Here is a 19,833-nt window from a genome sequence, read left to right on the forward strand (position 1 = left end):
GATGCGGAAGCGGGTGGCGCCATGGACGGCGTGAGCGGCTGGACGATGATGCGGGCGGCGGCGCGGGCCGGCGAGCTGGGGAACCGGTCGGTGCCGAAGGGCACGCTGCGCCGGATCTGGCGGTTCGCCGCCGCGTACCGCCGTCAGATCCTGGTGTTCCTGCTGTTCACGGTGGTCTCGGCGGTGATCGGCGTGCTCACCCCGGTGCTGGCCGGGCAGGTGGTGGACGCGATCGTCAACGCCGGCGGGTTGTCGGATGCGGCGCGGACGGTGCTCACCCTGGCCGGCGCGATCGCCGGGCTGGCCGTGCTGGACGCCGGGATCGGGCTGGTCACCCGCTGGCTGTCCGCCCGGATCGGCGAGGGCCTGATCCTTGACCTGCGCCGGGCGGTGTTCGGGCACGTGCAGCGGATGCCGGTGGCGTTCTTCACCCGCACCCGCACCGGCGCGCTGGTCAGCCGGCTCAACAACGACGTGATCGGCGCACAGTCGGCGATCACGGACACCCTCGCGAGCCTGGTGTCCAACGTCATCCAGCTCGTGCTGGCGCTGGCCGTCATGATCGGCCTGGCCTGGCAGGTCACGCTGCTGGCGCTGGTGCTCCTACCGGTGTTCCTGCTGCCGGCGCGGCGGATGGGCGTCACAATCGCCGCGCTGCGCCGCGAGTCCGCCGACCTGAACGCCGAGATGACCACGCAGATGGCGGAGCGGTTCTCCGCGCCGGGCGCCACCCTGGTGAAGCTGTTCGGCCGCCCGGAGCGGGAGGTCGGCGAGTTCGGCTCCAGGGCGGCCAGGGTGCGCGACATCGGGGTGCGCACCGCGATGGTGTCCCGGGTCTTCCTCACCTCGCTGAGCCTGGTCTCCGCGCTGGCCCAGGCGCTGGTCTACGGGCTGGGCGGCTGGATGGCGGTGACCGGGCGGATCGCGCCCGGCACGGTGGTGAGCCTGGCGCTGCTGCTGTCGCGGCTGTACGCGCCGCTGACCCAGCTCTCCAACGCGCGGGTGGACATCATGGGCGCGCTGGTCTCCTTCGAGCGGGTCTTCGAGGTGCTCGACCTGCGCCCGATGATCACCGAGAAACCGGACGCGCGGGCCGTTCCCAAGGGACCCGTGTCGGTGCGGCTGCGCGACGTGCGGTTCGGCTACCCCTCGGCCTCCGAGGTATCACTGGCGTCATTGGAGGAAGTCGCCACGCTGGACACCAGGGGCGGCGAGGAGGTGCTGCACGGGGTCGACCTGGACGTGCCGGCCGGGTCGCTGGTCGCGCTGGTCGGCTCCTCGGGCGCCGGGAAGTCCACGCTGGCCGGCCTGGTGCCCCGGCTCTACGACGTCGGCTCCGGCGCCGTCGAGCTGAACGGGGTGGACGTGCGGGACCTGACCCTGGAGTCGATCAGGGACACGGTTGGCGTGGTGACCCAGGACGGCCACCTGTTCCACGACACCATCCGGGCCAACCTGCGCTACGCCCGGCCGGAGGCCACCGACGACGAGCTGGTCGAGGCCATGCGGCGGGCCCGGCTCGGCGAGCTGCTGGACTCGCTGCCCGACGGGCTGGACACCGTGGTCGGCGAGCGCGGCTACCGGCTCTCCGGCGGGGAGCGCCAGCGGCTGACCATCGCGCGGCTGCTGCTGGCCCGCCCGGCCGTGGTCGTCCTGGACGAGGCCACCGCGCACCTGGACTCGGAGTCCGAGGCCGCCGTGCAGGAGGCGCTGGCCGAGGCCCTGCACGGGCGGACCGCGCTGGTCATCGCGCACCGGCTGTCCACCGTCCAGGGCGCCGACCTGATCGCGGTGGTGGAGCACGGGCGGATCGTGGAGCGCGGCAGCCACGAGCGGCTGCTGGCCGCCGGCGGCCGGTACGCGGCGCTGTACCGCCGGCAGTTCTCCGGCCGGGCGGGTGAGGTCGTGTCGGGAGGTAACGAGCCGGCGCCCGCGGCCGCTTAGTAAACACCGGCCCGGAACCGCCCTCGGGCGGTAGCCTCGCTGCCGGTCACGAACTCCGTCTGCGAGCCGTCATGAAGGAGTCGGCGTGAAACGGGAGAACGCGGTGCGCCACCTCGTCGAGATGGCCGCGCAGGCGAGCGACGACACGCGGTTGCGTCAGGAGTCGTCGGAATGGTCGCTGACGTCCATGTGGGCGGCCGGCGACCTGGTCAGCGATGCGCGCACCCTGGAGTGGGTGGGCGTGGTGCTGGTGTTCGACCTGCCGCCCGACGAGCTGCCGTGGCTGGCGCTGCACCCGGCCGCCGAGCTGGTCGCCGACCGGCTCCGGCTGGACAAGCGCCCGGTCGTCTGGTGTCACCGTCCGTCCGCGTGGCCGGCCTGGAACGTGCGGCACCGGCGGGTGGTGCGGTTCTGGACCGACGCGGGCGGGCTGGACGAGAAGGCCATCGACGTGCTGTGCGCGGACTCGGTCACGCCCGTGGTGGAGCCCACGGCCGACGAGCTGCGCGCACAGCTGCTGGTCGAGCGCGAGGTGGCCCGCACGCACCTGGACGAGGTGCTGGACAGGTACCACGAGCACGCCTGGCGCCGCGAGCACAAGGGCCAGGGCACCTATCCCGAGGACCACCTGTGGCGGGCGTCACGGGCGCTGCGTGAGATCGACCACGCCGTCAACGGATAGTCAGGCGCGCACGCTGTTCTCCACCACGTCCAGCACCGAGCGCAGGTCGTCGACCGGCAGGCCCATCGCCAGGTGGGACACCAGCCCCTCGAAGGCCAGCTCCAGGTAGCGGGCGAGCACCGGTATCGGCACGTCGGGGCGCACGTTGCCGGCCTCCCGCTGGCGCGCCAGCCGTCCCCGCACCGCCTCGGTGAGCTGGTGGGACTGCTGCTCCCAGTCCGCCCGGAACATCGGGTCGGTGCGCAGCCGCCGCGACACCTCCAGCCGGGTGCCCAGCCAGCTGATCCCGGACCCGCCGCCGGCCGCGTCGGCCAGCACGTCCCGCATGACCTGAACCAGCCCCTGCTCGGCCACCACCCGGGCCATCCGGTCGGCGTCCTGCCGGGCCAGCTCCAGGAACAGCGAGTCCTTGTCCCGGAAGTGGTGGAAGATCGCGCCCCGGGACAGCCCGGTGGCCTGCTCGAGCCGGCGTACGGTGGCGCCCTCGTAGCCGTGGCGGCTGAAACAGGCCCGCGCCCCGTCCAGGATCTGCTCCCGACGGGCGGCCAGGTGGCCGGCGCTGACGCGAGGCATCTACCCAGCGTAGCCGCTAGGACGCCGTATGTACGGACTCTCAGAGGCGCGTCAGCGGCGCCTGCTTTTGTCGGTGGCCTTGTGTAGCGTCGATTGCCGGGTCTCACTCTTCTGGGGGTGGTTCGTGATGTCACCCAAGGCGGCCGCCAAGGTCCCCAAGGACCAGGGCGGCCTCGCCGAGCGCGCGGTGCGGGTGCTCCGCAGCCGCGAGGAGGCCGAGGCGTACGTCGCCTCGGTCTGTTTCAAGCACGGCCCGCCCCGGTTGCTGGGCGTAGAGCTGGAGTGGTTACTCGCGCGTCGAGCGGAGCCCCCCAGCATCCCGCCCGCTCCGCTCGACGCGACAACGCTCGTCTCCGCACTCGGACCCCATACCCCACGAACGCTCGACCCGCTCTCTCCGGCACTTCCGTTGCCATCCGGCTCAACCGTCACCGTCGAACCCGGCGGCCAGGTTGAGCTCGCCAGCCGTCCCTTCGAGGACCTCGGCTCACTCGTCACCGCCGTCGAGTCCGACGCCGCCGACCTTCACGACCGCCTCGGCCGTCACCGTCTGTATCCGCGCCGGTACGCGGCCGACCCGGACCTTCCCGCCCATCGGGTGCTGACCATCCCTCGGTACACGGCCATGGAGGCCGCCTTCGACCGGCGCGGCACCGAGGGCCGCAGCATGATGTGTTCCACCGCCGCCGTCCAACCCTGCCTCGACCTGGGCGAACGGGCCGACCTGGGGCTGCGCTGGATGGCGTTGCACGCGCTGGGGCCGGTGCTGGTGGCAGCGTTCGCCAACTCACCGAGGCTGCACGGTCGGCGCACCGGGTGGAAGTCCTCCCGGATGGCCTGCTGGCTGGCCATCGACCCGCCGCGCACCGCCCCGCCGGAGCTGTCCTCCGCCGACCCGGTCGCCGGCTACGCCCGGCGGGCCATGGAGGCCGGGCTGATCTGCCGACGCCGGCCGGGCGGCTGGGACGTGCCGCCGGGCGTCACCTTCACCGACTGGCTGGCCGGGGCGCTCCCGGAGCCGCCGACCACCGAGGACCTCGACCTGCACCTGTCCACCCTGTTCCCGCCGGTGCGCCCGCACGGCCACGTCGAGGTGCGCTACCTGGACGCGCAGGCGGGGCCGGAGTGGGTGGTGCCGCTGGCGGTGGTCGCCGCGCTGCTGTCCAGCACGGCCACCACGTCGGCGGCCCTGGAGGCCAGCCTGCCGGTGGCCGGCGCCTGGGTCACGGCGGCCCGACAGGGCCTGGACGACCCGAAGCTGGCCAGGGCGGCCCGCACGGTGTTCGCCCTGGCCAGCGCGGCGTTGCCGGCGCTGATCGGACCCGGCCCGGTCCGCGAGCTGGTGGACGGGGCCGTCGAGCGCGTGATGCGGGGCCGATGTCCCGCCGACGACACCACAGACTTCGAGATGACAGGAGGGTCGCCGTGACGACCCAGCACGAGACGCCAACCCACCCGCTCGCCACCCTGACCGAGGAGGCGCTGCGCACCCGGGTGGCCGCCGAGCTGGCCCAGGCCCGGGCCCGCAGCGCGCTGCTCACCGAGTCCGTCGACGAGGCCGACCTGGTCCGCCAGCACTCGCCGCTGATGTCGCCGCTGGTCTGGGACCTGGCGCACATCGGCAGCCAGGAGGAGCTGTGGCTGGTGCGCGACGTGGGCGGCCGCGAGCCGCTGCGCCCGGAGATCGACGGGCTCTACGACGCGTTCCAGCACTCCAGGGCCAGCCGGGTGGACCTGCCGCTGCTCACCCCACCGGAGACCAGGACCTACGTCGCCGAGGTCAGGGACAAGGCCCTGGACGCGCTGGCGCACAGCTCGCTGCGCGGGCGCCGGCTGGAGGAGCACGCGTTCGCCTTCGGGATGATCGCCCAGCACGAGCAGCAGCACGACGAGACGATGCTGGCCACCCACCAGCTCCGGGAGGGCGCCCCGGTGCTGCACGCCGCGCCGCCGCCCCCTTCGCAGGGCGCCCCGGTGCCGGCGGAGGTGCTGGTGCCGGCCGGGCCGTTCACCATGGGCACCTCGACCGAGCCGTGGGCGCTGGACAACGAGCGGCCGGCGCACCGGGTGGAGCTGCCCGCGTACGTGATCGACGCGGCGCCGGTCACGAACGGTCAGTACGCCGAGTTCATCGAGGCCGGCGGCTACGACGACCCGCGCTGGTGGAGCGACGCGGGCTGGCGGCACCGGCGCGACGCCGGGCTGGTCGCGCCCCGGTTCTGGGAGCGCGACTCCGACCGGCGGTGGTGGCGGCGCCGGTTCGGCGTGCTGGAACCGGTCGCGGCGGACGAGCCGGTGGTGCACGTCTGCTTCCACGAGGCCCAGGCCTACGCGGCGTGGGCCGGCAAGCGGCTGCCCACCGAGGCGGAGTGGGAGAAGGCCGCCCGCTGGGACCCGGCGACCGGGCGGTCCCGCCGGTTCCCCTGGGGCGACGGCGACCCGACCCCCGGGCGGGCCAACCTGGGCCAGCGCCACCTCGGCCCGGCCCCGGTCGGGGCGTACCCGGCGGGCGCCTCGCCGCTGGGCGTGCACCAGTTGATCGGTGACGTCTGGGAGTGGACGTCCTCGGGCTGGCACCCGTACCCGGGCTTCCAGATGTTCCCGTACCCGGAGTACTCCGAGGTGTTCTTCGGCGGTGACTACCGGGTGTTGCGCGGCGGCTCGTTCGGCGCGGCCCCGGTGGCGGTGCGCGGCACGTTCCGCAACTGGGACCACCCGATCCGCCGGCAGATCTTCTCCGGGTTCCGGTGCGCGCGCGACGCCACGCCCACCGAGGCGTCCGGGTAGCGCGCGTGTGCCGTCACCTGGTCTACCTGGGGCCACCGCGCCCACTGGCCGATCTGATCCTCGCCCCGGAGTACGGGCTGCTGCGGCAGTCCTACGCGCCCCGGGACATGCGCGGCGGCGGGACGATCAACGCCGACGGGTTCGGAGCCGGCTGGTACCCGGCCGGCTCCGGGCGCCCGCCCACGCGGTACCGAGGCGACCGCCCGCTGTGGGCCGACCCGTCGTTCGCCGAGCTCGCGGCGGCCACCGAGGCCGGCGCGATGCTCGCCGCCGTCCGGTCGGCCACCGTCGGGATGCCCGTGGTGAGCACCGCCAGCGCGCCGTTCACCGACGGGCACTGGCTGTTCAGCCACAACGGCGTGGTCATCGGCTGGCCGTTCTCGGTGGCCGGGCTGGCCGCCGAGCTCCCGGTCACCGACCTGCTCACGCTGGACGCGCCGACCGACGCGGCGCTGCTCTGGGCGCTGGTCAGGCACCGGCTGCGCGACGGCGCCGACCCGGCCGACGTGCTGGCCGGCCTGGTCCGTGAGGTGGCGGCCGCCGCCCCGGGCTCCAAGCTGAACCTGCTGCTCACCGACGGTGCCGTCGGATACGCCACGGCGTGGAAACACTCCCTGACGGTCCGCGTCGAGCCGGACGCCGTGACCGTCGCCTCCGAACCGCACGACGAGTTGCCCGACTGGGCGCCGGTGCCCGACCGCCACCTGCTGGTGGCCCGGCCGGGCCACGCCGAGCACCAGCCCATCGAACGCCTCGCCGCGACCGACTCCAAGGAGCCCCATGACCACCGCTCTGCTTGACGTCTACCTGACCGAAGCCGACGGCCAGGCCGCGCTTCGGTCCGACGCCAGGGCCGGACTGACGTCCACCCCGAAGGTGCTGCCGCCGAAGTGGTTCTACGACGCCACCGGCAGCGAGCTGTACGAGCGGATCACCGAGCTGGCCGAGTACTACCCGTTCGCCGCCGAGCGCGAGATCCTGCGCGCCCGCGCCACCCAGATCGCCGCCGCATCCGGCGCGCAGGCCCTGGTGGAGCTGGGCTCGGGCTCCTCGGAGAAGACCCGGCTGCTGCTCGACGCCCTCGGCGCGGCCGGCACCCTGCGCGGCTACCTGCCGCTGGACGTCTCCGAGGCCGCGCTGCGGGAGGCCACCGCCGCGCTGGCGGAGGACTACCCGTCGCTGGCCGTGCACGGCATCGTCGGCGACTTCACCGCGCACCTGCCCCGGATCCCCGCCGAGGGCAAGCGCCTGCTCGCCTTCCTCGGCGGCACCATCGGCAACCTGTTGCCCGACGAGCGGGCGGCGTTCCTGCGCGCGGTCCGCGACGCGCTGGCGCCGGGGGAGCAGCTGCTGCTCGGCATCGGCCTGGTGATCGACCCGGCGACCATGGTGGCCGCCTACGACGACCCGCACGGGGTGACCGCCGACTTCAACCGCAACGTCCTGAGCGTGCTCAACCGCGAGCTGAACGCCGACTTCGACCTCGACGCCTTCGACCACGTCGCCCTCTGGGACGCCGACAACGAGTGGATCGAGATGCGCCTGCGCGCCAAGCGGCCCATGACCGTGCACATCCACGAGCTGAACCTGGACGTGACGTTCGCCGAAGGCGAGGACCTCCGCACCGAGACCTCCGCCAAGTTCCGCCCCGAAACCGTCCGCGCCGAACTAACCACCGCCGGCTTCACCGTGTCCGACTGGTGGACCGACCCCGCCGAAAGGTTCGCCCTAACCCTGGCCACCGCCCGCTAACCACCCGCTAAACCGCCCGCGAGTCGGGCGTGTCAGCACACTGAGTCGGGCGTTTCAGCACATCCGGCGTGTGCCCAAACGCCCGACTCAGTGTGCCCAGGCGCCCGACTCGCGGGTGGGAGACCGCCGGCGGGCGCGGTCGGTGGGTTAGGAGGCGAGCATGCGGCGCAGGACGTACTGGAGGATGCCGCCGTTGCGGTAGTAGTCGGCTTCGCCGGGGGTGTCGATGCGGACCACCGCGTCGAACTCCACCGGGTCGGCGCCGGCGCGGGTGGCGGTGACGTGCACGGTGGCCGGGGTGGAGCCGTCGTTCAGCCCGGTCACGCCGCTGATGTCGAACGTCTCCGTGCCGTCCAGGCCCAGCGACGCCGCCGACTCGCCGGCCGGGAACTGCAGCGGCAGCACGCCCATGCCGATCAGGTTCGACCGGTGGATCCGCTCGAACGACTCCACGATCACCGCCCGCACCCCGAGCAGCGCGGTGCCCTTGGCCGCCCAGTCCCGCGACGAGCCGGAGCCGTACTCCTTGCCACCCAACACCACCAGCGGCGTCCCGGCGGCCGCGTAGTTCTGCGCCGCGTCGTAGATGAACGCCTGCGGGCCGCCGTCGAGCGTGAAGTCCCGGGTGTAGCCGCCGCTCACCCCGTCCAGCAGCAGGTTGCGCAGCCGGATGTTGGCGAACGTGCCCCGGATCATTACCTCGTGGTTGCCGCGCCGCGAGCCGTAGGAGTTGAAGTCCCGCCGCTCCACGCCGTGCCCGCGCAGGTACTGCCCGGCCGGCGAGTCCTCCTTGATCGACCCGGCCGGCGAGATGTGGTCGGTCGTCACCGAGTCGCCCAGCAGCGCCAGCACCCGCGCCCCGGAGATGTCCCGCACCGGCGCCGGCGAAGCCTCCATGCCCTCGAAGTACGGGGGCTTGCGCACGTAGGTGGACGCCGCGTCCCACTCGAAGACGTTGCCCTCCGGGGTGGGCAGCGAGCGCCACCGCTCGTCGCCCTTGAACACGTCGGCGTAGTCCTTGGTGAACATGTCCTGGCTGATCGCCGACTCGATCACCTTCTGCACGTCGGACGGGTTCGGCCAGATGTCGCGCAGGAACACCGGCGAGCCGTCGGGGCGGGCGCCCAGCGGCTCGTTCTCGAAGTCGAAGTCCATGGTCCCGGCCAGCGCGTACGCGATCACCAGCGGCGGCGAGGCCAGGTAGTTCATCTTCACGTCCGGGTTGATCCGGCCCTCGAAGTTCCGGTTCCCGGACAGCACCGACACCACGGCGAGGTCGGCGTCGTTGACCGCCGCCGAGATCTCCGGCGCCAGCGGCCCGGAGTTGCCGATGCAGGTGGTGCAGCCGTAGCCGACCAGGTGGTAGCCCAGCTTCTCCAGGTACGGCCACAGCCCGGCCTTGTCGTAGTAGTCGGTGACCACCTGCGAGCCCGGGGCCAGCGAGGTCTTCACCCACGGCTTGACGGTGAGCCCGGCGTCCACCGCGTTGCGCGCCAGCAGGGCCGCGCCCAGCATCACCGACGGGTTGGACGTGTTCGTGCACGACGTGATCGAGGCGATCACCACCGCGCCGTGGTCCAGCTCGAAGCCGGCCCCGCCGTCCAGCGTGACGTGCGTCGGCGAGCTGATCCGCCCGTGCGCCCCGGCCGCTGCCGAGATCGGCTGGCGGGGGATGCCGTCGCCGTTGTCGCCGACCACGGGCGCCGGGGAGTCGCTGGCCGGGAAGCTCTCCCGACCCGCCTCGTCCACCGACGAGGTGGACGGCGCGGGCGAGCCCTCGGCGTAGTCGCCGAGCACGCTCCGGAACGCTCGCTTGGAGTCGGCCAGCGCGATCCGGTCCTGCGGGCGCTTCGGGCCCGCGATGGACGGCACCACCGTCGACAGGTCCAGCTCCAGCGTCTCGGAGTAGCGCGCCTCGTGCGCCGGGTCGTGCCACAGCCCCTGTTCCTTGGCGTACGCCTCGACCAGCGCGATCTGCTCGTCGGAGCGGCCGGTGAACCGCAGGTAGCGCACGGTCTCCTCGTCGATCGGGAAGATCGCGCAGGTGGAGCCGAACTCCGGGCTCATGTTGCCGATGGTGGCCCGGTTGGCCAGCGGCACCGCCGCCACGCCCTCGCCGTAGAACTCCACGAACTTGCCGACCACGCCGTGCCGGCGCAGCATCTCGGTGATCGTGAGCACCACGTCGGTGGCGGTCGCGCCGGGCGGGATCTCGCCGGTCAGCTTGAAGCCGACCACCCGGGGGATGAGCATCGAGACCGGCTGGCCGAGCATGGCCGCCTCCGCCTCGATGCCGCCCACGCCCCAGCCCAGCACGCCCAGCCCGTTCACCATCGTGGTGTGGCTGTCGGTGCCGACCAGCGTGTCCGGGTAGGCCTGGCCGTTGCGGGTCATGACCACGCGAGCCAGGTGCTCGATGTTGACCTGATGCACGATCCCGGTGCCCGGCGGGACGACCTTGAACTCGTCGAACGCTCCCTGGCCCCAGCGCAGGAACTGGTAGCGCTCCCGGTTGCGGCCGTACTCGAACTCCACGTTGCGCTCGAAGGCGTCCGGCCGGCCGAACACGTCGATGATCACCGAGTGGTCGATGACCAGCTCGGCGGGGGCCAGCGGGTTGACCTTGGACGGGTCGCCGCCCAGCTCGGTGACGGCCTCGCGCATGGTGGCCAGGTCGACCACGCACGGCACGCCGGTGAAGTCCTGCATGATCACCCTGCCCGGGGTGAACTGGATCTCGGTGCTCGGGTCGGCGTTCGGGTCCCAGCCGGCGAGCGCCCTGATGTGCGCCTCGGTCACGTTGGCGCCGTCCTCGGTGCGCAGCAGGTTCTCCAGCAGCACCTTGAGGCTGTAGGGCAGGTGGTCGGCGCCCGCCACGGCGGACAGCCGGAAGATCTCGTGCTCGGCGTCACCGACGCTCAGGGTGCCGCGCGCGCCGAAGCTGTCCGGGTTTGTCGCACTCACGTCGCGTCCTCTCCTGCGGTGCCGGTTCCCGATCGGCCGATCGGGGCCGGGTGGTGGTACGGGCGTCTCGGGCAGTCTGTCGCACGCGGCGAGTCGGGCAACCGCTGGCCCGTTGACCTAAACAGTACGCGCGTACTGCTTGGGTGTCGAGCCGGAGCGCCACGTCGGCGTCGCCCACGCGGTGACAGTTGTGTCGTCAGGTGGTGTCGGTACCGGGATTTCGGTGCTCTGGGTGAGAAAGTCCCTCTGTTTCCGTCACGGACGTGTGGAGGGTTGTCTCGTGCGTGCGCTGCGCGTGCATGCCCGGCAGGTGGCGACCGTGGTCACGGTGACCGCGCTGCTGGTCGGTGGCGTGTTCGCGGGCGGCGGCGTCGCGCTGGCCGACCCGCCGCCGCCCACACCGCCGCCGCCCAACCCGTCCGACCAGCAGTTGGAGCAGAGCCGCAACGAGGTGTCGGCGGCCGCCGGCCAGGTCGGGAAGCTGACCAACCAGCTCGCGGGCGTGCAGGCCGAGGCGGACCGATTAGGCGCGAAGCTGGAGGCCCGCCAGGAGGGTGCGAACAAGGCGCTGGTGGACCTGCAGGCCGCGCAGGAGGCCGCCGCCGAGGCCGCGACCCGGGCCCGGGCCACCCACACCGAGACCGAGGCCGCGTCCGCCGCCATCGAGAGCGCGCACCGCCAGGTCGACGAGTTCATCGCCATCGCCTACCAGCAGGGTGTGCAGGCCGGCTCGTTCGGCCTGCTGCTGGAGGCGGCCAACCCCGACGAGCTGGTCCGGCGCGCGGAGTTCAACGACGCGGTGGCCGAGCAGCAGCGCGCGGCGCTGGACACGCTGCAGCGCGCCAGGGTCGGCAAGGCCAACGCCGACTCGCTGGCCAGGGCCGCCAAGGAGGACGCGCAGGCCAAGGAGGCCTCGGCGGCCGGCGCCAAGCGGACCGCCGACAGCGCGGTGGCCGTCGCGAAGGCCGCCATGGACGCCGGCCTGGCCGAGCTGGCGAAGGTCGACGCGCAGCGCGCGAGCATCGAGCGCCAGCTCGACGAGCTGACCGCGAAGGACGCCGGCCTGCGCTCCCAGCGCCAGCGCTACCTCGACTACCAGGCCCAGCTGACCTCGGCCGGCGCCGTCGGCCCGGTGATCGGCGGCCCCGGCATCCAGGGCGTGATCAACAGGGCGCTGTCGCAGATCGGCGAGCCCTACGCGTGGGGAGGCGGGAACGCCAAGGGGCCGACCAAGGGGATCAGGGACGGCGGGGTGGCCGACTCGTTCGGCGACTTCCGCAAGACCGGGTTCGACTGCTCCGGGCTGATGATCTACGCGTTCGGCGCGGCCGGCATCGGGCTGCCTCACTACAGCGGCTACCAGTACAACAAGGGCAAGAAGGTGCCGGTCTCGCAGGCCAAGCCGGGCGACATGCTGTTCTGGGCGGACGGCAGCGACATCCACCACGTGGCGCTCTACCTGGGCAACGGCAAGATGATCGAGGCGCCGTACTCCGGCGGCAAGGTGCGGATCAGCCCGGTCCGCTACGGCGACGGCCTGATGCCGAACGCCATCCGGCTACTCTGAGCCGGCGAGCTGGTCGGCGAGGCAGGCCAGGTGCATGGCCAGCGCGTGCCGAGGCTCCCGGATGTCGGTGCCGGTGAGCTGGCCGATCCGCTCCAGCCGGTAGACGACAGTGTTGCGGTGCACGTTGAGCAGGGCGGCGGTGCGGCCGAGGTGGAACCCGCCGGTGCACCAGGCGATGACGGTGGCGCGCAGGTGCTCGTAGTCGCCCCTGGCACGCAGCGCGGACAGCTGACGCTCGGCGAACCCGGACCGGACCGGGGCGGGCACGGACTCGACGATCTGGTGCACGCGAACGTCCTCGATGTCGATGACCGCTTCCCCGGGTGAGCACCGCGTGCCGATGCGCAGTGCACTGCCGGCCTCCTCGCAGGAGCGCGACAGCGCGGTGACGCCTCGCCCGATGCCGCCGACCCCGAGGCGCACGTCCGAGCCGCCGCGCAGGCGCAGAGTGTCCAGCACAGACCGGCACCGTTCGACCAGGCGCTCGCGAGGGGCGCGGCCGGTCCGGTGGAGCACGAGGCAGCGTTCGGGGGCGAGCTCGGTGACGATGTCCTCCCGGCCGGGGAACACCTCGCGCACGGCCTGGATGCGCAGGGGGCGCCTGTCGTCCCGGGGCTCGACGGTGATCGCGACCCGGTCGCCGGAGAGGTCGTAGCCCAGCTCCTCGGCGCGCGCGGTCAGCACTCGCTCCTCCAGCACGCGCTCGTCGTACATGACGATGTCGCGGACCAGTTGCGCGACGGCGTTCTCGTGCAGCACGCGGGTGCGGTGGGCGAGCGACTCCCTGAGCAGGATCTCGGTCTGCCGCTGCACCAGGCGGCCGAGCTTGCGGACGGTCCTGGGCGGTCCGGCGATGCCGACAGTGCCGATCGTGGCGCCGTCGATGGTGATGGGCATGGTGATGCCGGGCCTGACGCCGGCGTCGGCCAGCTCGGCGCGGGTCCTGCTGCTGGCCCGCTGGGTGGCCACGACCTCGATGGACGGCGAGTGCAGCGTGCCGATCCGCTCCGGTTCCCCGCTGCCGATGACCAGCCCGTCGTTGTCGGTGATCAGGACGCGGTAACCGAGGATCTCGCTGGTCTCGGTGGCGATCTCGGTGGCGAGGTCGACGGTCAGCATCGCGGGATCCATGGCTGTCATCCTGTTCAAGTTACACAAGATATACGGTTCAACAACGGAAGAATCTAGTTGCTTTGAACAGTGACCGCCCTCACCGGCGCCACTAACGTCGCCCGGCATGACGACGAAGGCAACGCCGCCACGCCGCTCTCGCACCCCGTTGCTGATCACGCTGTACGCGGGCGGAGGGGAGTTCTGCGACGGCTACATCCTCAGCGTCGTCGGGGTGTCGCTGCCGTTCCTCGGCGCACAGTTCCAGCTCACCGGCGCGCAGTCCGGCCTGATCGGTTCGGCGGCGCTGGTCGGGATGTTCCTCGGCGGGCTGATCTTCGGCTACGTCACCGACCTGGTGGGCCGGCAGAAGATCTACCTGTTCGACATCGGCGCGTTCATCGTGCTCTCCACGCTGCAGTTCTTCGCCACCTCGCCGTGGCAGCTGATCGTGCTGCGGCTGCTGATGGGCATTGCGATCGGCGCCGACTTCGCGATCGCCAGCACCCTGGTCTCCGAGTTCGCGCCGAAGCGTTCCCGTGGCCCGCTGCTGGTCATGCTCGCCACGATGTGGTCGGTCGGGGCGGCGGTCGCCTACATCGCCGGCTGGCTGATCGTGTCGAGCACCGACGATCCCGAGGTGTGGCGGTGGGTGCTCGGGTCGAGCGTGGTGCCGTCGGTGCTCATCCTGTTCCTGCGGATGGGCACGCCGGAGTCACCGCGCTGGCTGCTGAGCAAGGGGCGCCGGGCGGAGGCGGGCGCGGCGCTGCGCAAGATGCTCGGGCCGGACGCCAGGATCGAGGACATCGCCGTCGACGAGGGCGAGCCGACCCGCTACAGCACGATCTTCAGGCCGCCCTACCGCCGCCGGATCGTCTTCGTCTGCCTGTTCTGGGCCTGCCAGCTGCTGCCCATCTACGCGATCAGCACGTACGAGCCGACGATCCTGGAGTCCTTCGGCCTGCGCGAGGGCAGCTACCTCGGCGCCGCCGTGCTGCAGGTCTTCTTCGTCTTCGGGTCGCTGTCCGGCGCGCTGTTCGTCAACCGGGGGCGGCGCAAGCTGCTGCTGGTGAGCTTCGGCGTCGCGGCCGCGGCGCTGGGCGGGCTCGCGGCGCTCGCGAACCCACCGACGGCGCTGGTGATCGCGCTGTTCGTGTTGTTCGGGCTGGGCGTGTACTCCGCGCAGTGCCTGGAGTCGCTGTACCCGTCGGAGCTGTTCCCCACCCGGGTACGCGCCACGGCACGGGGTTTCGCCACCGGGATGAGCCGGATCGGCGCGGCCGTCGGGACATTCGGGGCTCCATTGCTGCTCAGCACGAACATCCAGCTCGCGATGGGGGTGGGGGCGGCGGTCTGCGTGGTCGGCCTGGTCAGCTCCTACTTCCTCGCGCCGGAGACGCGCGGGCTGACGCTCGAGGAGGCCAGCGGCGAGTCCGTCGGCACCCGCGCAACACACTAGGAAGGAATGTTCATGGACGGGGGCTCACACCCCAGGTCGATCGTTGTCGTCGGTGCCGGCCTGATCGGGCTGTGCAGCGCGTACTACCTCCGGCGGGAGGGCTTCGAGGTCACCCTGGTCGAGCGCAGCCGGTTCGGCGGCGGCGCCGCGCGGGGCAACGCGGGCGAGATCTGCCCGGCCCTGGCCCAGCCGCTCGCCGCCCCCGGCGTGGTGTCCTCGGCCGTCGCCGGGATTTACCGGCCGGACTCCGCGCTGCACATCCACCCGTCACCGAACGCCGGGCTGGTCAGGTTCCTGTCCCGGTTCCTGGTCAACGCCACCGCGAGCCGCTACCGGGCGGGCGTGCGTGCGCTGGCCCTGCTCGGAGCCGACGCGCTGCGCCGGTTCGACGACCTGCGCGCCGCCGGGGTGGACGTCGAGATCAACAAGAAGGGCTACCTCTACGTCTTCGGATCCGCCGGCTCCGCCGCCCGGGTCCGGGACCTGGTGCGGGCCAACGGCTGTGCCACCGCCGGGAGGCTGCTGACCGCCGCGGAGCTGGCCGAGCGGGAGCCCTGCCTCGGGGACGGGGCTCGGGCCGGGTTCGAGATCACCGACGAGTGGACCGTCGACCCGTCCCGGTTCGTCGACGCCATGGTCTCGGTGCTGGAGGCGTCCGGCGTGCGGATCGTCGAAGGCGCCCGGGTCAGCGGTGTGCGCGAGGACGGCGGGCGCGTCGTGGTCGGCAGCAGTGTCGGTGAGATCGCCGCCGACCGCGCGGTGCTCGCGGCGGGGGTGTGGACCTCGGAGATCAGCGCGAGCGCCGGCATCGCGCTGAACCTGTTCCCGGGCAAGGGGTACAGCTTCTCCGTCGGGTGGGACGAGCCGCCGAGCCGGCTGGTCAAGCTGGAGGACGCACGGGTGGCCGTCACACCGATGGACGGCCACGTGCGGATCGCCGGGACCATGGAGCTCGACCGCGACCACGACCGGCTCAACCACGCCCGGATCGCCGCGATCGTCAACGCCGCGCGCCCGTACCTGCGCGGTGTCGACTGGTCGCGTCGGCACTCGGAGTGGGTGGGCGCCCGGCCGATGACCCCGGACGGGCTGCCGCTCATCGGCCGGCTGCCCGGGCATCGGAGCACCTACGTGGCGACCGGGCACAACATGCTGGGGCTGACGCTCGGCCCGTCCACCGGAGCCCTGGTCGCCGAGCTGGTCTCCGGCCGGCGCGAGCGGGTGCCGGAGTTCCGGCCCGAGCGGTTCGCCCGAGCCGTCCGCGCGGCCGGTTGACCGACACGCGAGTGCGGGGAGAGGCTTCCGCCCGTGTCCAGCAACAACATCACCGAGGCGCTCGGCCGCGCCGTACTGTCCAGCGAATCGGACGCCATCATCGCCGCCGACCGCGATGGGCTGATCACCTTCTGGAACCCCGGGGCGGAGCGCATCTTCGGCCACCCGGCCGACGCGGCGGTGGGCAAGTCCCTCGACCTGATCATCCCGGAACGGCTGCGTGACGCGCACTGGCGAGGGTATGCCGAGGTGATGCGCACCGGTCGGAGCCGCTACGGCGCCGGCGACCTGCTCAGCGTGCCCGGCGTCCGAAGCGACGGCGAGCGGGTGTCGCTGGAGTTCACCATCGTCCCGCTGCCCGACCTCGAGGGCGGCCTGAGCGGCGTCGTGGCCGTCCTGCGCGACGTCACGGCCCGGTTCGACGAGCTGAAGGCCCTGCGGCGGCGCCTCGCCGAACGCTGACCGACCCCTTGCGGTGGCAACGAATCCGCACTTACGGTGTCGACACCATCTCAACTCCGAATCTGCGGATCCAAAGCCACCGAGGAGATCGCACATGAGCCTGGCGCCCGAGATGCGTGTTCGGCTGCGTCACCTGGACCGGTTCTTCATCGACGGCCAGTGGGTCGCCCCGTCCACCGACTCGACCATCGAGGTCATCGAGCCGGCCACCGAGGAGCTGTTCTTCCGGGTCGCCGAGGCGCGGCCGGGGGACATCGACCGCGCGGTCGGCGCGGCCCGGCGGGCGTTCGACGAGGGCAGCTGGCCCCGGCTGACCCACGAACAGCGGGCGGAGTACCTGCGCGCGATCGCCGACGGGATACGGCGGCGCTCCGGTGAGATCGCCGAGATCTGGCCGCGCCAGTCCGGGGTGCTGCACTCGGTCGCGCGGTTCGGCGGCGACCGGGCGGGCGCCGCGTTCGACTTCTACGCCGGGCTGGCCGGCGACTACCCGTTCGAGGAGCCGGCGCAGCCGACGGCGGGCGGGGAGTACGGGCTGCTGGTGCGCGAGCCGGTCGGGGTGGTCGGGGCGATCATCCCGTGGAACGCGCCGGTCACCTTGATCGCCTACAAGCTCGCGCCCGCGCTGCTGGCCGGCTGCACGGTGGTGCTCAAGGCCTCGCCGGAGGCGCCGGGCGAGGCGTACCTGGTCGCCGAGATCGCCGAGGAGATCGGCCTGCCGGCGGGCGTGCTGAACGTGGTGACCGCCGACCGGGAGGTCTCCGAGCTGCTGGTCCGCGACCCGAGGGTGGACAAGATCGCGTTCACCGGCTCCACGGCGGCCGGCCGTCGCATCGCGTCGCTGTGCGGCGAGCGGATCGCCCGCGTCACGCTGGAGCTGGGCGGCAAGTCCGCCGCGGTGATCCTGGACGACATGGACATCGAGCAGGCGGCGACCACGCTGTCCGGAGCGGAGTGCTTCCTGTCCGGGCAGGTGTGTTCCTCGCTGACCCGGATCGTGGTGACGCGCAACCGGCACGACGAGCTGGTCGAGGCGCTGGCCGCCACGTTCTCGAAGGTCCGGGTCGGGGACCCGTTCGCCGAGCAGACCCAGATGGGGCCGCTGGCCATGCGCCGCCAGCGCGACCGGGTCGAGGGCTACATCGCCAAGGGCATCGAAGAGGGCGCCGTGCTCGCCACTGGCGGCGGGCGCCCCCAGCACCTGGACAGGGGCTTCTTCATCGAACCGACTCTGTTCGCCAACGTGGACAACTCCGCAACGATCGCCCGCGAGGAGATCTTCGGCCCGGTGCTCAGCGTCATCGCCGCCGACGACGAGGACCACGCCGTGACCCTTGCCAACGACACCATCTACGGCCTCAACGCCTCGGTGTTCACCCACGACGTGGACCGCGCCCGCGAGGTGGCCGGCCGGCTGCGCTCGGGCACCGTCGGGCACAACGCGTTCCGCACCGACTTCGGCGTCGCGTTCGGCGGGTTCAAGCAGTCCGGCATCGGGCGCGAAGGCGGCCGCGAGGGCCTGGCGCCCTACCTGGAGACCAAGACGGTCATCCTGGAGGGCCGGCCGGCCTAGGCGTCACGGGCGAGCAGCCGGCGGAGGACCCGCTGCAGTTCGTGTTCTGGCTGTTCGGGTAGGGTTCGGGCGCGCCAGGCGACGAACCCGTCGGGTCGTACGAGGGTGGCCCCGGTTGCGGTGGTGCCGTACGCGTGCTCCCGCCGGTCGGCGTCGATGTGGTGCACGTTCACCTCGATGTCGAGCGAGGTCGCCGCCGTCTTGGCGGCCGAGGCCCACGCCGCTCCGTCCGGGCCGACCAGCAGCGTGAACGACCCGGTGAACAGGTCGATCGTGGACAGCCTGGATCCGTCCCGGTCCAGCCAGACGTGTGGCGCGCGCAGGCCGGGGCTCCCGCTGGGCGTGCGGGGATCCTCGACCGGTTCGCCGGGGGCGGGGGTCTCGGTGAGGACGGCCGAGGAGTCGTAGCGGTATCCGAAGATCATCGTCAGATCGTCGATGCTCGCCGCGTCGTCGCCCCCGCCGTGGAACCGGCCCCGCATGCGCTGCATCGCCTGGTCGAGGGTGCGCGCCGCGACCGGGTGGCGTTCGTCGTGGTAGGTGTCCAGCAGCGCGGCCCCGGCCTGGCCCTTGATCACGGCGGCGAGCTTCCAGGCGAGGTTGTGCGCGTCGGCGATGCCGGTGTTCGCGCCGAACGACCCGGTCGGCGGGAAGGTGTGCGCGGCGTCGCCGACGAAGAACACCCGGCCGACCCGGTACCGGTCGGCGACCCAGGCGCCGATCAGGGTGGAGGTGACCTTCTGGTCGAGCTCCGGCATCGGCGCCACCAGCGCGAGGTCGAGCCCCGGGTCGCCGACCGCCTCGCGGACCAGCCGCACGCAGCGCTCCTCGGTGAACCCCGCGAGCGTCTCGCCGTTCGCCGGGTCGTACGGCATCCCCATGACCCAGCTGCCGAAGTCGCGGAACGGGACCAGGGCGGTGCCCGAGGCCGGCCGGTCGAGATAGGCGAGCAGGAACCGCCGCCCGCGCAGCACGCCACCGAGATCGGCGTCGAACAGGACGTTCACCACGTGGGAGAGCACGCCGGGTCCGTCGGCGGCCACGCCGAGCTGGTTGCGTACGAACGCGCGGTTCCCGTCCGCGGCGACCAGGTAGTCCGCGCGGATGCGCCGCTCGACGCCGGAGTCGCCGGGGCCCCGGTGGGTCACGACGGCCGTCACGCCCTCCGGGTCCGGCTCCACCCGGGTCAGCTCGGTGTGGAACCGCACGTCCGCGCCGGCCCGCTCGGCGTCCGCGCGGACCACCCGCTCCAGCTCGTCCTGGTCGATCAGCGCCCAGTCCGTGGGGCTGACCGACTCCGCCGGCCGGACCTGGGCGAGCAGGTCGACGCGGAAGCGCTCCTGGCCGGCCAGCGTGTCCGCGCCGATCATCTCCGGCAGGTCGGCCAGAATCGACTGCCGCTCGCGGATCCGCTCCTCCATGCCGAGCGCCCGGTAGATCTCCATCGAGCGCGGGTTGAACGCCCGCGCCTGGGGCATGATCGCCGTGGACGGGTGCCGTTCGACCAGCGTCGGGCGGACCCCCAGCCGAGCCAGGAACAGCGCCGTGGACAGGCCGGTGATGCCGCCGCCCACGACGAGAACGGAGGTGTGGTGATCGGACGTGGTCATCGCTGGGACGCTCCTCCTGTCGTCGTTTCGGGGCATACTTCCATATCTCTCCGAACGAGAGAATCTCTTTGTGGG

At 72.5% G+C, this 19,833-nt stretch carries 15 protein-coding genes; 11 read left to right on the forward strand and 4 right to left on the reverse strand.

The window, feature by feature from the left end:
• Positions 1-48 precede the first annotated feature (48 nt).
• The gene (locus tag N912_RS51950; RefSeq protein WP_425415298.1) at positions 49-1,944 is read left to right on the forward strand and encodes an ABC transporter ATP-binding protein; all 1,896 of its coding nucleotides are present in this window, start codon (positions 49-51) and stop codon (positions 1,942-1,944) included.
• A gap of 85 nt (positions 1,945-2,029) precedes the next feature.
• Positions 2,030-2,626: a DUF7711 family protein gene (locus N912_RS0114795; RefSeq protein ID WP_028923048.1), complete on the forward strand. Its 597-nt coding sequence runs from the start codon at positions 2,030-2,032 to the stop codon at positions 2,624-2,626.
• Here the strand turns inward: N912_RS0114795 and N912_RS0114800 are convergent, their stop codons facing one another.
• Entirely contained in the window at positions 2,627-3,199 is a 573-nt protein-coding gene (locus N912_RS0114800) for a TetR/AcrR family transcriptional regulator (RefSeq protein ID WP_028923049.1), read from the reverse strand.
• A gap of 127 nt (positions 3,200-3,326) precedes the next feature.
• Between N912_RS0114800 and egtA the strand changes: the two genes are divergently transcribed.
• From egtA to egtD, 4 genes are read left to right on the forward strand one after another with little or no spacing between them, the layout of a single operon-like run.
• Positions 3,327-4,628 carry an ergothioneine biosynthesis glutamate--cysteine ligase EgtA gene (gene egtA / locus N912_RS51955; protein ID WP_064745254.1) on the forward strand — a complete coding sequence of 434 codons (1,302 nt, stop codon included), beginning with the start codon at positions 3,327-3,329 and terminating at the stop codon, positions 4,626-4,628.
• Complete coding sequence (egtB, locus tag N912_RS0114810; protein ID WP_028923050.1) at positions 4,625-5,986, forward strand: ergothioneine biosynthesis protein EgtB; 1,362 nt, start codon at positions 4,625-4,627, stop codon at positions 5,984-5,986. The genes egtA and egtB overlap by 4 nt, the downstream gene beginning before the upstream one ends.
• 5 nt (positions 5,987-5,991) lie before the next feature.
• Positions 5,992-6,786, forward strand: a complete 795-nt coding sequence (gene egtC, locus N912_RS51960) for an ergothioneine biosynthesis protein EgtC (RefSeq protein ID WP_051580310.1) — start codon at positions 5,992-5,994, stop codon at positions 6,784-6,786.
• Positions 6,767-7,738, forward strand: a complete 972-nt coding sequence (gene egtD, locus N912_RS0114820; RefSeq protein ID WP_028923051.1) for an L-histidine N(alpha)-methyltransferase — start codon at positions 6,767-6,769, stop codon at positions 7,736-7,738. The genes egtC and egtD overlap by 20 nt, the downstream gene beginning before the upstream one ends.
• Before the next feature lie 147 nt (positions 7,739-7,885).
• Here the strand turns inward: egtD and N912_RS0114825 are convergent, their stop codons facing one another.
• Complete coding sequence (locus tag N912_RS0114825; protein WP_028923052.1) at positions 7,886-10,702, reverse strand: aconitate hydratase; 2,817 nt, start codon at positions 10,700-10,702, stop codon at positions 7,886-7,888.
• A gap of 280 nt (positions 10,703-10,982) precedes the next feature.
• On the opposite strand from N912_RS0114825, the gene N912_RS0114830 reads away from it, so the two are divergent.
• A complete protein-coding gene (locus tag N912_RS0114830; RefSeq protein WP_051580186.1) occupies positions 10,983-12,269 on the forward strand; it encodes an NlpC/P60 family protein in 1,287 nt (428 codons plus the stop codon).
• On the opposite strand, the gene N912_RS0114835 is transcribed toward N912_RS0114830, so the two are convergent.
• Complete coding sequence (locus N912_RS0114835) at positions 12,261-13,409, reverse strand: CdaR family transcriptional regulator (protein ID WP_169747877.1); 1,149 nt, start codon at positions 13,407-13,409, stop codon at positions 12,261-12,263. The two genes, N912_RS0114830 and N912_RS0114835, sit on opposite strands and share 9 nt — an antisense overlap.
• A gap of 97 nt (positions 13,410-13,506) precedes the next feature.
• Between N912_RS0114835 and N912_RS51965 the strand changes: the two genes are divergently transcribed.
• The 4 genes from N912_RS51965 to N912_RS0114855 all read left to right on the forward strand — a co-directional run bounded on the left by N912_RS51965 (position 13,507) and on the right by N912_RS0114855 (position 18,148).
• Complete coding sequence (locus tag N912_RS51965) at positions 13,507-14,838, forward strand: MFS transporter (RefSeq protein ID WP_156993573.1); 1,332 nt, start codon at positions 13,507-13,509, stop codon at positions 14,836-14,838.
• 12 nt (positions 14,839-14,850) lie between these two features.
• Positions 14,851-16,113: an NAD(P)/FAD-dependent oxidoreductase gene (locus N912_RS0114845; protein ID WP_028923055.1), complete on the forward strand. Its 1,263-nt coding sequence runs from the start codon at positions 14,851-14,853 to the stop codon at positions 16,111-16,113.
• A 33-nt stretch (positions 16,114-16,146) separates the two neighbouring features.
• Positions 16,147-16,575: a PAS domain-containing protein gene (locus N912_RS0114850; RefSeq protein WP_211261236.1), complete on the forward strand. Its 429-nt coding sequence runs from the start codon at positions 16,147-16,149 to the stop codon at positions 16,573-16,575.
• A gap of 94 nt (positions 16,576-16,669) precedes the next feature.
• Positions 16,670-18,148 (forward strand): aldehyde dehydrogenase, encoded by a 1,479-nt coding sequence (locus tag N912_RS0114855; RefSeq protein ID WP_028923057.1) that lies wholly within the window; start codon positions 16,670-16,672, stop codon positions 18,146-18,148.
• Here N912_RS0114855 and N912_RS0114860 read toward each other — a convergent pair.
• Positions 18,145-19,758 (reverse strand): FAD-dependent oxidoreductase, encoded by a 1,614-nt coding sequence (locus N912_RS0114860; protein ID WP_028923058.1) that lies wholly within the window; start codon positions 19,756-19,758, stop codon positions 18,145-18,147. The genes N912_RS0114855 and N912_RS0114860 overlap by 4 nt on opposite strands.
• Between the last annotated feature and the right edge of the window lie 75 nt (positions 19,759-19,833).

Origin of the sequence: Actinospineispora acaciae DSM 45401 (assembly GCF_000620785.1) — a bacterium.
GTDB classification, from domain to species: domain Bacteria; phylum Actinomycetota; class Actinomycetes; order Mycobacteriales; family Pseudonocardiaceae; genus Pseudonocardia; species Pseudonocardia acaciae.